The sequence below is a fragment of the Haloferula sp. A504 genome, from assembly GCF_044385805.1.
Lineage (GTDB): Bacteria > Verrucomicrobiota > Verrucomicrobiia > Verrucomicrobiales > Akkermansiaceae > Haloferula.
The window spans coordinates 34,785-48,766 of sequence record NZ_JBISBU010000042.1 but is presented as its reverse complement, the minus strand read 5'-3'; the positions used below and the strand labels follow the sequence as shown (position 1 = coordinate 48,766).

8 protein-coding genes are annotated in these 13,982 nt (G+C 66.5%); 3 read left to right on the top strand and 5 right to left on the bottom strand.

What is annotated here, in order from left to right:
* Positions 1–217: 217 nt before the first annotated feature.
* From ACG2LG_RS17120 to gltB, 4 genes are all read right to left on the bottom strand, one after another.
* A complete protein-coding gene (locus tag ACG2LG_RS17120; protein ID WP_396261019.1) occupies positions 218–682 on the bottom strand; it encodes a PIN domain-containing protein in 465 nt (154 codons plus the stop codon).
* Complete coding sequence (locus ACG2LG_RS17115) at positions 679–933, bottom strand: type II toxin-antitoxin system Phd/YefM family antitoxin (RefSeq protein WP_396261018.1); 255 nt, start codon at positions 931–933, stop codon at positions 679–681. The genes ACG2LG_RS17120 and ACG2LG_RS17115 overlap by 4 nt, the downstream gene beginning before the upstream one ends.
* A 273-nt stretch (positions 934–1,206) precedes the next feature.
* Positions 1,207–2,703, bottom strand: a complete 1,497-nt coding sequence (locus ACG2LG_RS17110) for a glutamate synthase subunit beta (RefSeq protein WP_396261016.1) — start codon at positions 2,701–2,703, stop codon at positions 1,207–1,209.
* 50 nt (positions 2,704–2,753) lie between these two features.
* Complete coding sequence (gene gltB, locus ACG2LG_RS17105; protein WP_396261015.1) at positions 2,754–7,433, bottom strand: glutamate synthase large subunit; 4,680 nt, start codon at positions 7,431–7,433, stop codon at positions 2,754–2,756.
* 293 nt (positions 7,434–7,726) lie between these two features.
* Between gltB and ACG2LG_RS17100 the strand changes: the two genes are divergently transcribed.
* Both ACG2LG_RS17100 and ACG2LG_RS17095 read left to right on the top strand, forming a co-directional pair.
* Positions 7,727–9,511 carry a DEAD/DEAH box helicase gene (locus ACG2LG_RS17100; protein ID WP_396261013.1) on the top strand — a complete coding sequence of 595 codons (1,785 nt, stop codon included), beginning with the start codon at positions 7,727–7,729 and terminating at the stop codon, positions 9,509–9,511.
* An 8-nt stretch (positions 9,512–9,519) separates the two neighbouring features.
* Positions 9,520–11,487: a hypothetical protein gene (locus ACG2LG_RS17095; protein WP_396261011.1), complete on the top strand. Its 1,968-nt coding sequence runs from the start codon at positions 9,520–9,522 to the stop codon at positions 11,485–11,487.
* Between the two features lie 107 nt (positions 11,488–11,594).
* Here ACG2LG_RS17095 and ACG2LG_RS17090 read toward each other — a convergent pair whose 3' ends face one another.
* Entirely contained in the window at positions 11,595–12,011 is a 417-nt protein-coding gene (locus ACG2LG_RS17090) for a hypothetical protein (protein WP_396261009.1), read from the bottom strand.
* 145 nt (positions 12,012–12,156) lie between these two features.
* On the opposite strand from ACG2LG_RS17090, the gene ACG2LG_RS17085 reads away from it, so the two are divergent.
* Entirely contained in the window at positions 12,157–13,944 is a 1,788-nt protein-coding gene (locus ACG2LG_RS17085; protein ID WP_396261007.1) for a hypothetical protein, read from the top strand.
* Positions 13,945–13,982: the final 38 nt, after the last annotated feature.

Sequence of the window (13,982 nt, the reverse complement as noted above, 5' to 3'; positions counted from 1 at the left end):
GGCGGTTGGGTTTTGTGTGTGAGTCATTGATTTGAACACCAACAACTTACACCAAAACTCCAACCGCCCTCAATTCTCGGTATGAGAAATCCGGGATAAACATCCTCCCGGCCGCGAAACAGCGACCGGAAGAGCGCCACCTTCTCCTCCGCCGGGCTGCGGTGGTCGATGGCCGCAGCGGGTTCATGATTGGCGCTGCCCTGCATGGCATTTCCCCTCACCCGGCTGCGGCCAGCGGCGTCGCAAGTCCCTCGGCCTGGGCCAGGGCGCACTGGTTGGCGTCGAAGCTGAGAAACTCTTCTGCGCCCAGCACCAAGGCGGTGGCGACGTGAAGGATGTCAAGACTGCGGTGGCCGCCGGAGTGGGTGCGAGTCTTCGACAAGTGCTCGGCGGTGATGAGGATGTCGGTGAGATCGCAGTTCACCATCCGGATGATCCCGGCTTCAAGATGCTCGGAGATCTTGGCGATCATCTTCTCCGCCTCAGTGAGCGGATAGCCCATCTGACGGTTGTGGGAGTGCCGGAAAGCTTGGAAGCGCGCCCCTTGCCGGAATTCCCACAGCAACAGGCGGGTGACGTGCAGGGGCTCGGTCATCCGCTTTCGGTAGGCGAGCGCCTCCTCCGATTGATCCTGCCGCCGGTAGAGCGAGCAGAGAAACGAAGTGTCGGGGTAGGCCTTCAACTGAAGTCTCCGAGTTCGGCTTCGCGCATTTCCCGGACCTCCTCCGCCGAAAACACGCGATCACCCCAGGTCTCCTTCATCCACCGCTTGTGCGCCTCAACATCGAACTGCGGCCCTCTGCCGGAACGCGGCGGCGAGAGTAACGCCACCGGCTTGCCGTGCTTGGTGATCTCGATCTCCTGGCCGTCCGCCAACCAGGCCTCGACCTTGGCGAAGTCGTAGCGCAAATCCCTGACCGTGAGCGTTTGCATGATTGTGATGTTTTGTTTCATCACAGCATACCGGAGCAGCAGATGGTGTCAATCCAACCGAAAACGCTGCCGTCGACTCACCTGCTGGTCACCAGGGACTTGAGCCGACTCTTGAGATCCAAACATGCCGGTTCCCCACGGGCGAACCCCGAGCGGTTGGGAAGCGTCCGGACCTGAAGTGAAGTGCCGGGAGGTGGCTACATGAAACATCCCGTGATCGCCGAGCCCGAGGACGAACTCATCGCCCACCTGTCGCCCGTCCCGAGTTCCCTCCTACTTCAAGGTCGTCGCACCCATCAGGAAGCGGTCGCACTCGCGGGCCGCGCCGCGGCCCTCGTTGATCGCCCACACCACGAGCGACTGCCCGCGCCGCATGTCACCCGCCGCGAAGACGCCCTCGACGTTCGTCGTGTAGCGCTCGTGCTCGGCCTTCACGTTGCTCCGCGCGTCGGTCTCGAGGGCGAACTTCTCGACGATCTCCTGCTCCGGCCCGAGGAAACCCATCGCCAGCAGCGCCAGCTCGCAGGGGATGACCCGCAGCGTGCCTTCCTGCTCGACGGGCGTCATCCGCCCGTCCTCGCCCTTCGACCATTCGATGTTCACGATCTCCAGACCGGTGAGCTTGCCGTCCGCATCCTTGAGAAACTGCTTGGTCATCACCAGGTACTCGCGCGGATCGGTGCCCTGCACCGCGGCCGCCTCCTCCTGGCCGTAGTCCATCTTGTAAATCCGCGGCCACTCGGGCCACGGGTTGTTCGGCTGACGTTCATCCGCCGGACGCGGCAGGATCTCGAGCTGCACCACGTTCTTGCACCCGTGGCGCAGCGAGGTGCCGACGCAGTCGGTCCCGGTGTCGCCACCGCCGATCACCACGACGTTCTTGCCGGCCGCATTGAGCTCCGGCTTCGTGCCGTCGTCGTTCGTGTCCAGCAGGTGCTGCGTGTTCCCGGTGAGGAATTCCATCGCGAAGTGCACGCCGTCGGCGTCGCGTCCGTCGATCGGCAGGTCCCGCGGCAGCGTCGCTCCGCAGCAGAGCACGACCGCATCGAACTCCTCGCGCAGGCGCTCGACCGTCCAATGCTCGTCCCGGCCGATCGCGACGCCGCACTTGAAGACGACTCCCTCCTGCTCCATCAGCCCGATCCGCCGCTCGACGACCTCGCGCTTGTCCAGCTTCATGTTAGGAATGCCGTACATCAGCAGTCCCCCGGGCCGGTCGGCGCGCTCGAAGACCGTCACCGAATGCCCCACCTGGTTGAGCTGGTCGGCGCAGGACAGCCCGGCCGGTCCGGATCCGACGACCGCCACCGACCTGCCGGTCCGCTCGGCCGGAGCGTGAGGGGTCATCCAGCCTTCCTCCCAGCCGCGGTCGATGATCGAGCACTCGATGTCCTTGATCGTCACCGGCGGCTCGATCGATCCCAGCACGCACGATCCCTCGCACGGTGCCGGACAGACCCGGCCGGTGAACTCCGGAAAGTTGTTTGTCTTCCGCAGGCGCATCAGGGCCTCCTTCCACCGGCCGCGGTAAACGAGGTCGTTCCATTCCGGGATCAGGTTGTTGATCGGGCACCCGCTCGCCGCGCCGGCCAGCGTGATGCCCGTGTGGCAATACGGCGTGCCGCAGTCCATGCAGCGCGAGGCCTGCTTCGAGACCGCCGCGTCGTCGCGGTCGGCGTGGATTTCGCGCCAGTCCTTCAACCGCTCCAGCGGGGGACGGTTGGGAATGGTCGTGCGTTCGACTTCGAGGAATCCGGTGGGTTTGCCCATGATCTGTAAATGGTGGTGGCGCCGCCGACGCCCGGTGATGGATGTGGATGTTAGTGGCCGACCTTGGCGTTTTCTTCGAAGGCCGCGAGGATTGCGTCGTCCCCCTCGAGGCCGCTCTCGCGGGCCCGCTCCAGCGCGTTGAGCACGCGCTCGTAGTCGGCCGGCATCACCTTCAGGAATTTCTCCAGGCTGGAGTCCCAGTCGTCCAGGATCGCCCGGCCCTTCGCGCTGCCGGTCAGCTCGACGTGGCGTTCGATTCGGTTTTTCAGCTCGGCGATCTCGACGTCGCGGCACTCGATCATCGGATAGAGGTTCACCATCGCACGGTTGAGCTTCGACTCGAAGTCGCCGTTCTCGTTGAAGATGTAGGCCACCCCGCCGCTCATGCCGGCGCCGAAGTTGCGTCCGGTGCCGCCGAGGCAGGTGATCGACCCGCCCGTCATGTACTCCGCGCCGTGGTCGCCGATGCCCTCGATCACGGCGTGGACGCCGGAGTTCCGCACGCAGAACCGCTCGCCGGCCACGCCGGCGATGAACGCCTCGCCGGAGGTCGCGCCGTAGAACGCCACGTTGCCGATGATGATGTTCCGGTCCGCGACGAACGACGCGTGCGAGTTCCTCGGCGGATAGACGACGATCTTCGCCCCGCAGAGCCCCTTGCCGACGTAGTCGTTGGCGTCGCCCTCGAGCTCGAAGGTCATGCCCTTCGGGCAGAACGCCGCCAGCGACTGGCCGGCACTGCCGGTGAACTTCAGGTGGATCGTCCCGTCCGGCAGGCCCTCCGCGCCGTGGCGGCGCGAAATCTCGGCCCCGGTGATGGTGCCCACCACCCGGTTGGTGTTGATGATCGGCAGCTCGGCCCTGACCGGCTCGCCCTTCTCGATGGCGGGCTTGCAAAGCTCCAGCAGCGTCGTGTTGTCGAGTGCCCGGTCGAGCAGGTGGTCCTGCGCCTGCTGGCAGAAGGTGCCGACCTCGGGGCCCATGTCCGGACGGTAGAGCGTCTTCGAGTAGTCGAGGCCCTTCGCCTTCCAGTGCTCGACCGCCCGGCGCATCTCGAGCCGGTCGCTGCGACCGACCATCTCGTCGATCGTCCGGAACCCGAGGCTGGCCATGATCTCGCGCACCTCCTCGGCCACGAATCGCATGAAGTGCACCACGTTCTCCACCGCTCCGTTGAACTTGGCGCGGAGCCGCTCGTCCTGCGTCGCGATGCCCACCGGACAGGTGTTCTTGTGGCACACCCGCATCATCAGGCAGCCGAGCGCCACCAGCGGCGCGGTCGCGAAACCGAATTCCTCCGCCCCGAGCAGGGCCGCCACCACCACGTCCCGGCCGGTCTTGAGCTGGCCGTCGGTTTCCAGCACCACGCGGCTGCGCAGGTCGTTGAGCAGGAGCGTCTGGTTCGTCTCGGCCAGGCCGAGCTCCCAAGGGCACCCGGCGTGCTGGATCGACGACCGCGGGCTGGCCCCGGTGCCGCCGTCGTGGCCGGAAATCAGGATCACGTCCGCCTTCGCCTTCGCCACCCCGGCGGCGATCGTGCCCACCCCGACCTCGGAGACGAGCTTCACGTTGATCCGCGCGTGGACGTTCGAGTTCTTGAGGTCGTGGATCAGCTCCGCGAGGTCCTCGATCGAGTAGATGTCGTGGTGCGGCGGCGGTGAGATCAGGCCGACCCCCGGGGTCGTCCCGCGCACCTTCGCGATCTGCGGCAGCACCTTGTGACCGGGCAGCTCGCCGCCCTCGCCGGGCTTCGCCCCCTGCGCGATCTTGATCTGGATCTCCTCGGAGTTCACGAGGTAGTGGCTCGTCACGCCGAAGCGCCCGCTCGCCACCTGCTTGATCTTGCTTTTCTTCGAGTCGCCCTGCTCGTTGGTCCAGGTGAAGCGCTCCGGATCCTCGCCGCCCTCGCCGGTGTTGCTCCGGCCGCCGAGGCGGTTCATCGCCACCGCCAGCGCCTCATGGGCCTCCTTCGAGATCGACCCGTAGGACATCGCGCCGGTCTTGAAGCGCCGCACGATGTCCTCCACCGGCTCGACCTCCTCGAGCGGGATCGCCTTGCTCTCGTCGACCTTGAATTCCATCAGGCCGCGCAGCGTGTAGAACTGCTTCGACTGCTCGTCGATGAGCTTCGAATACTGGCGGAAGACGCCGTAGTCGCCGTTGCGCGTCGCCACCTGCATCAGGTGGATCGACTCCGGGCTGAAGAGGTGGCCCTCGCCGCCCGCACGCCACTGGTAGAGACCGCCCGGATCGAGCTCCTTGTCATCGGTCTGGCGCGGCGCGAAGCCGTCGTCGTGGCGCATCTTGACCTCCCGCGAGATCTCCGGCAGGCCGATGCCCTCGACCCGCGATGCGGTCCGCGTGAAGTAGCGCTCGATAACGTCGGTGTTCAAACCGACCGCCTCGAAAATCTGGGCCCCGCGGTAGGAGGCCACCGTCGAGATGCCCATCTTCGACATCGTCTTCACGACGCCCTTGATCGACGCCTTGAGAAACTTCTGCTCGGCCTCGTCGCGGGTCATGTCGAGCTCACCGGACTCCACCATCTCGCCCAGCGTGTCGATCGCCAGCCACGGGTTGATCACGTCCACGCCGTACCCGAGCAGGACCGCGAAGTGCTGGACCTCGCGCGGCTCGCCGGACTCCAGCAGGATCTTGATGCGGGTCCGCGTTCCCCTGCGGATCAGGTGGTGGTGCAGGCCCGCCACCGCCAGCAGCGCCGGGATCGGCGCCTTGGCGGCATCGACACCCCGGTCGGAAAGCACCAGCAGGTTCGCGCCGTCACGGATCGCCAGGTCGGCCTGCTCGCAGAGCGTGTTCATCGCCTCCCGCAGCGCCTCGCCACTCACTTGGTTCGAGTGGTGCCGGAACAGGTGCGGATTCGCCGCCTGGCCGGGCAACTGCCCCTCGGCCAGACCCTCCTGCTGCAACTCGGGCGTGTAGAGGATTGGCAGGGTCACCACCTTGAATCCGGGCTGGTTCAGATCACGCAGCTTCGCAAATTCCGCATTCCCGAGAATCGGGCTCTCGAGCCGCACCATCCGGCAGTTTTCCGGACCGGAAGACAGCAGGTCCTTGCCGGACCCCACAAAGGTCACGCTGGCCGTGATCAGCTCCTCGCGGATCGGGTCGATCGCGGGGTTGGTCACCTGCGCGAAGAGCTGGCGAAAATAATTGTAGAGCAGCTGCGGACGGTCGGAGAGCACCGCGAGCGGGGCGTCGTTGCCCATCGCTCCGAGCGGTTGGTTGGCGGTCTCCGCGCTCGGCCCGAGAATGAAACGCTTGTCCTCGAAGGTGTATCCGAAGCTCCGCTGCTGCTTCAGCAGCTCGTCGCCGGTCACCGGCTCCTTCGGCTCCCCGGCGGGAAGGTCCTCGAACAGCAGGCGCTCCTGCTTCAGCCAATCCCCATAGGGCTTCTGGCCCGCGATCTCTTCCTTCACCTCGGCATCGTCCACGATGCGCCCCTTGCTGGTGTCCACCAGGAACATGCGGCCGGGCTCCAGGCGGCCCTTCTTGACCACCGTGGCCGGGTCGACCTTCAGCACGCCGACTTCCGAGGCCATGATGACCAGGTCGTCCTCGGTCACGTAGTAGCGCGACGGACGCAGGCCGTTGCGGTCGAGCACCGCGCCGATCGAAATGCCGTCGCAGAACGCGATCGACGCCGGGCCGTCCCACGGCTCCATCATGCAGGCGTGGTATTCGTAGAAGGCCTTCTTGGTCGGGGTCATGTGCTCGTGCTTCTCCCACGGCTCCGGGATCATCATCATGACCGCGTGCGGCAGCGAGCGGCCCGAGAGCACGAGGAACTCGAGGCAGTTGTCGAACATCGCCGAATCCGATCCGTCGTCGCGGATGATCGGCAGGAGCTTCTCGAGGTCGTCGCCCAGCACGCCGGTCCCGAGCAGTTGCTCCCGGGCGTGCATCCAGTTCACGTTGCCGCGCATCGTGTTGATCTCGCCGTTGTGCGACATGTAGCGGAACGGCTGGGCCCGCGGCCAACTCGGGAAGGTGTTGGTGCTGAAGCGCGAGTGCACCAGCGCCATCGCCGACTCCATGTCCGGGTGGGTCAGGTCCGGGAAATACGCCCCGAGCTGGCCCGTCGTCAGCATCCCCTTGTAAACGATCGTCCGTGCCGAGAGGCTGGCGTGGTAGAAGTGCTCGCCGCCGGGCTTGCCGCGGTAGCGGATCACGTCGGAGGTCATCCGCCGCACCACGTAGAGCTTGCGCTCGAAATCCTGGTCGTCGGTGATCTCCTCCGGACGCCCGATGAAGACCTGCTTCATCTGCGGCTCGCATTCCGCCGAGGCCTTGCCCAGCAGGGAGCTGACCACCGGCACGTCACGCCAGCCCAGGAGCTCGAGGCCCGCCTCGGCCACCACTTCCTCGTATTCCCTGACCTGCTGGCGGCATTCGGCGGCATCCGGCGAAAAATACACGAAGCCCACCGCATACCGCCCCTCGGCCGGCAGCTCGATGCCCAGCTCCGGCGTCACGGTGCGGAAGAACTTGTCGGGCAGCTGCAAGAACAGGCCCGCCCCGTCGCCGGTGTCCGGATCGCAGCCACACCCGCCCCGGTGATCCATGTTCACGCACATTTCCAGCGCGCCCGCCACGATGTCGTGGGAGCGCTTTCCCTTCAGGTGGCACAGGAAGCCAACCCCGCAGGAATCGTGTTCGTTGGCGGGATCGTAGAGACCTTGGGGAGCGGGGAGACCAGGTGGGTTCATCAGGGTGACTAAAAACGGTTTTGGGGAGTCAGGGGGGCTGGGTTAAACCAAGATCCGGGAGCTTTGGTCAATGCTGATAGCGAAATCGCTCCCATCACCCCCAGCCTGCCAGCCCCTTTTTGAAGCCTTGGCGGCACGGAAAACTCCTTTGAATTGCCCCTTTTCCGGAATGGACCTCAGCCCCCGGCCGACCGGATCACACTCCAGCGTCCGCTGACACAGAAGATCGCGGGTCCGGGCACCCCGCGCCTTCGCGTGAGGCTTTCGCCTTCCTCGCGAGCGTCCGACTTGGAATGCTTGCGTCAACGATGGACGGGGACGCGCAACGCTCGGCATGGCTGGAAAACCTTGAGTCCGGCTGGCGACGTGAGCTTCGGGCACAGCGTACGGAGGTCGAGGAACTCTGGCGCACCCCGCTGGCGGAACGACTCTCGGACGGGAATGCGCTCCGGATCTCCAGCTTCCGGATAACCGGCAACCACCAACTCCTCGTGGTACCGGTCGATGCCGACGCCTGCCGGTTTCGCGAAGGCGACTTCCTTTGCCTCAGCCAGGACCACCCACTCGCGCCGACGGGGAAGTTCATCCACCTCGGCGAGGACGACGACGGACTTCATCTGTGGCGCTGGTGGGGCGAGATGCCCGACCCCGGCTCGGAGGGCTGGGTGCTCGACCGCGATTTCGTCGATCTGAGCGACCGCTACGAGCAGGCCACCCGCGCGCTGGCCGAAACGGTGCGCGGTCGCGAGAAGGTCCTGCCTTTCCTGCTCGGGGACAGCGGCGGCGAAATGGACGGCGGGCTTTTCACGACCACCATGGACGAGTTCGAGGACGAGGATGCGCCGCGTGATGTCCTCTGGCATGATTCCCAGCAGGATGCCATCGCCGCCTGCGTGGCCACCCACGACGGCTACCTCGTCCAAGGTCCCCCCGGCACCGGCAAGACCTTCGTGCTCGCGGAAGTCGTGCGGCGTCTCGTCGGGAACGGCGAGCGCGTCCTTGTGACCGGTCCGACCCACCGCGCGATCCAGCACGCGCTCGAAGGCTGCCGCAGGCTGCTGCCCGACTCGGTCAGGGTGGTGAAGATCGGCCCCGCGATGCTCGCCCGTGGCGACATCGAGCATTTCGAGACTTTCGCCGACAGTGGGCTCATCGAGGAAGCCGATGCCTGTGTCGTCGGCGCCACCCCCTTCGCCCTGTGGTCGAGTTTCACCGGGCTTCGCGAGGTGGAGTTCGACACGGTGGTGATCGATGAAGCCTCGCAGGTCACCGTGATGATCGCGGTCATGGCCATGCTCCACGGCGAGCGCTGGCTTTTCTTCGGCGACGACTGCCAGCTGCCGCCGGTGATGATCTCCGGCAGCGGACGGGAAGCGGCGGAGTCCTCCATCTTCCGGCTGCTCAAGAACCGCGGTTTCGAAACGATGCTCGAGGAAACGTGGCGGCTGAACGAGCAGCTCGCGGCATGGCCTTCCGCCACCTTCTACGGCGGACGCCTGACCTGCCGCACCAACCGTCGGCTCCTCCTCGATCCCCCGCCCAGCCACCCGGTGCTTCTCGGCGGAAATGCCGTCGGACTCGTCCTCTCCGGCGATGACCGTGCGACCGTCCGCTCCGAGGCGGAGGCGCAGACCGTGGTCGATCTCGTTCGTGAACTCGTCCGCGGCGGTGTCGGCCCCGGAGACATCGGCGTGATCACGCCCTTCCGCGCACAGGCGGCGGCGATCCGGGCGGTGCTCCGGATCCCGGCGGAAACCGCCTCGCTGCACCGCCTGGTCACGGTGGACACCGTGGAGCGGTTCCAGGGGCAGGAACGCGAGGTCATCCTCGTCAGCCTCGCCGCCGCCCGGCCGGAATGGGTCCGCCACCTGGCCGGCTTCCTGTTTCAGCCGGAGCGCTGGAATGTCGCCGTCACACGTGCCCGCCGGAAGCTCATCGTCGTCGCCTCGCGTGGGCTCCTCGACGCCGCCGAATCCCTCGCCGACGGCGGCGATCCGGGTGCTGTGTGCTTTTCCTCATGGCATCGCGAGGTCGCGCGATCCGCCGGCATCACATCCGAAACGGAAGGAGGTGGCTGATGGCGGTGATGATCCCGGACAGACCGCCCGCCTCCGCGCGCAAGTCGGTGCAGACGATGTTCCGCCTGCTGCGGAAGCTCGATGACGGGTTCCAGATCTGGCTGCGGATGGACCCGCTGCAAACTCCGGGATTCCTCGTACTTTGGCGCGGCCGGCACGCGTTCCTCATCAAGGTCGCCGACACCAGCCAGGAGCTCGCCGATCGAGCCCTCCAGCCGGACTTTCTCGACGGGGAAAAGGTCACCGCCGAGTCGCTGGAGGAGTCGGCGGGATTCCGCGAGCTGCTCGACCCGGACGACCACGGCCTCGTCCGCTGCCTGCTGGTGTTCCCGAACGTCGACGAGGGATCGATCGACGCGATCGAAAAGCTCCGCTCGGCGGACACCGGGGTCACCTTCCTCGGGCTCAAGCAACGCAACGCCGACGACTTCGGCGAACACCTCAAGTCCCTCGCCGAGTCCGCGGTGCCCCAACCGGTCCTGCTGCGACTGCGGGCCCGCTTCACGCCCGAGTCCGTGATCGCCACGCCCGCCGCGCGGGTCCCCCTCGCCCGCCGCGGCGCCGGGGAATCCCTGCCGCCCGCGTTCCTCGACCTCGCCCAGGAGTCGCTCGCCAAGCTCGAAGTCGAGCTGCCGCGCGAGCTCGAAATGGAGGCGCGCCGCTTCGAGACCCGCCTGATCACCGGCCCCGCCGGCTGCGGCAAGTCGCTCGTCCTGCTCCACCGCGCCCTGCTCGCCGCCCGCCTCAATCGCGGCGCCCGCCTGCTCGTCCTGACCCACAACCGACCCATCAACGGCGAACTCAAGCGCCGCCTCACCACCGCCGCCGGTCGCGCGACCCGCATCGAATGGCGCACCTTCTTCTCGTGGGCGCGAAGCCAGTCGCCCCACCGGCCCGGAGGCATGGTGCACGATTACCAGATGGAGGAGCGGGTCCGCGCCCTGATGCGGGACCGCGACTTCGGCAGGCTCACCCCCGCCTTCATCGCCGAGGAGATCGGATACCTCCGCGACCTCGGCATCGACACTCTCGACGAGTACCTCGCGCTCGATCGCTCCGGCCGGCTGAAGCGCCTCGGCCCCGAGCAGCGCCGCGCGATCTGGAATCTGCTGGGTCGTCATCGCGAGAGCATGGAGCGAGCGGACGAAAGCGACTGGCACGAGCAGGCCCTGCGCTTCCGCGACCACGCCCGGTGCCACCCGGAACTACTACGGAAATACGACTTCATCTTCATCGACGAGGCGCAGTTCTTCGCCAAGGTCTGGTTCGAGCCGGTCCTCGCCTCGCTGGCAGCCGGCGGTCAGCTCTTCATGGCCGCCGATCCCACCCAGGGATTCCTCAAGCGCCGTGAAAGCTGGGCCGCCGCCGGCATCGATGTCCGCGGCCGCTCGAACCGCCTCGCCAAACCCTACCGATCGACCCGCCGCATCCTCGAGTTCGCCCGCGAACTCGTCGAGCGCCGCCGCGCCCTTCACCCCGACACCGCGGACGACCTCGACCCGCCGACCGACGACGAGCTCGATGCCATCGAGGAGGACGGCGAGGATCCCGCCATCCTCCGCCTTCATCCCCAGGCCGCGCTGCGCCAACTCGGCGACGAGCTTTCCCGACTGCGCGAGGAAAGCCCGCAGCTCCGCGGCAGCATCCTCATCCTCCACGCCGAGAGCAGCGCCACCCGCAGCGTGACCGCCCTGCTCCGCGCGAAACTCGGTGCCGGCGAGGTCGCCGACCTCGACGACCGCGGCGACCCGCCCGCCGGTCCCTTCTGCTCCATCGCCCGCTTCCACTCCGCCACCGGCCTCGAAGCCGCCGTGGTCTTCCTCCTCGGCATCGACTCCCTGCTCGAAGCCGAGGGCGACCCCCGTCTCGATCCCGAGTCCCGCGCCGAGCGCGCCGCCGCCCACACCCGCCTCCTCTACATGGCCACCACCCGCGCCGCCCGCCGGCTCGTCATTTTCTCCCGCCACTGGCCCTGATCTAACAGCGGCTGTGACTTCCATCCGCGTGGCCTGATCCCGTCGAAACTCTCGGGATTTCCGTGCTCGTCGGGGAACGCCGGCATGCCCTGCCGAACATGAACCGATCATCGGGCGCCCGGCGGAGAAGGCAGGTCATCACGCTTTCCCAAGACGACGAAGTGCCTGGAATAGGCTTCTTCGAGCTTGGGTTCGCCGCTGCGGGAGAATCGCAGCGGGTGTTTGCGGTGGTGATAGACCGTGTGCGAGGGCTTGAGCTTGAGATCGTGGGCGTGGAAACGGAGCAAACGCAGGATGCGGCCGGCCCGGGTGAGGTTGCAGCGGATGACGCGCTCCAGGCAGGGCACCTGGCCGCGTTTCCAGCTTTCGAGATCCGCAGGCCGCAAGAGGCCCATTTCCACGAAAAGCTCCACCGGGGCGACGAAGCGCTTGCGGGCAAGGATGCGCGGCACGGTCGCCACGATCTTCGGGTAATCCTTGAACTCCCGGTAGTTCGCGACGGTGAGCTTGGGCAGGGAGGACATGGGGTTCTCAGTGAGAGTGCAGCCGGGCAGGAACAGGAGATTTCAAATCCGGCGGGGGTCGGGCAAGCACGAAGGCGGAGGTTTCCCTGGCGGGCGGCATGGAAAACGATTTGCCATCTCCGCGCCGTCCCAGAAGTCTCAGAGCATGCCGACACTGCACGACACCCTTTGGGATCTGACGGTCGATGAACTCCGCTACCGCCTCAAGTTTCTCGTCCCGGGGTCGAAGGCGACGCGCAAGGCCGAGATTATCGACGGCATCAAAGCCGCGCTCGACGGGGATGGTCTTGCGGCGGTGTGGGGCACGCTGGACGAAACGGCGCGGCACGCGGTGAGCGAGGCAGCGCATGGTTCCAGCGGTCGGCACGATTCCGTGCGCTTCGCCGCGAAGTATGGAAGTGACGCCAGCTTTTTCACGACCTCCGGGCAATCCCGGTATCATGATCGTTACCAGACGCCGCAAAACTCGACCTTTCTGAACGTGTTCTTCTATCCGGAAAAGCGCCCGCGCGCCCGGGTGATCCCATCCGACCTGGCGGAGCGCCTGCGGGCCTTCGTGCCGCCGCCACCCGCCCTCACCATGCCCAGCGTGCCGGAACCTGCTGCGAAGGATGGACTCATGGTCCGGCACACCGAAGCCGAGGCCCTTGCGGATCTCGGCGCACTGCTGCGGCTGGCCGCCATGGGCAAACTGGGGTTCGGAGCGAAGACCGCGATGCCTTCGAAAGGCTCCCTCCCCGGCATCGAGGCCGCGCTGACGGGCGGCGATTGGTTTCCACCCGAACTCAGCCGCATCCCGAACCGCAAACCGTGGCAGCAGGAGATCGGTCCGATCAAACCGGTCGGCTGGACACGGATGCTCCACGCTGCCGGACTCATCGCGATGAAGGGCACGAAGTCCTCGCTCACTCCGCAGGGCCTCTGCGCCGTGGAAAAGCCCGCCTGGGAGGCCGCCGTGGACATCTGGCGGAAGTGGATCACCAACCAGGCGTATGATGAGTTCAACCGGATCGACGTGATCAAGGGCCAATCGGTGAAGGGCTCGCTTACCGCCCGGGCGCCCCGCCGCGCGGCACTGCTCGAAGCCCTCGGCAAGTGCCCGGCAGGAGAGTGGATGGCCTTCGACGACTTCTCCCGCTTCATGCGCGCGAACGGCCACCTCTTCGAGGTGTCTTCCGATCCTTGGAAACTCTACATCTGCGATCGGGAATACGGCTCGCTCGGGTATGATGGATACGGCGGATGGGCCGTGTTGCAGGATCGCTACCTCATGTGCGTGCTCATGGAGCACGCCGCCACCCTCGGCCTCGTCGATATCGCCTACACCATTCCGGATCGAGTCCGCCCGGTGGATAACTGGGGCATGGACGATTACGCGTGGCTGTCCCGCTACGACGGACTGCGGGCCTTTCGCATCAACCCTCTCGGTCAGCATGTGCTCGGCGGCGGGCATGCTTCCTTCAAGCCGACCCAGCCCATCGCCCAAGCACGCCTCACGGTCCTGGGAAACCGCAGCATCCGCGTGGTTTCGGGAAATCTCACCGCTGGCGAGCGATTGCAGCTCGAAACCTGGGCCGAGCCGACGGGCGAGGGCGTCTTCCGCCTCGATGAAGGTCGCGCGATCGAAGCGGTCGAATCGGGTCGCGGGCCGGATGACTTCGCGCGTTTCCTCGAAGAGCGCGACGATCAGCCCCTGCCGGAGACGGTGGTCGCCTTCCTCAAGCAGGCCCGCGACAACGGTGCTGCCGTGCGCCAGTCCGGCAGCGCGGTGCTTTTCGAGTGCCGCGATGCTGCCACCGCCGAGATGATCGCCGGTGCCAAGGAGCTCACAGGCATCTGCCTCCGCGCCGGGGAAACCACGCTGGCCATACGCGAGGACAAGCTCGCCAGATTCCGCAAACAGGTCCGCCTGCTCGGCCTGGGCATTCGCTAGCTCGATTCACACTTCCCATCACCCGCCTCCGCCGCATG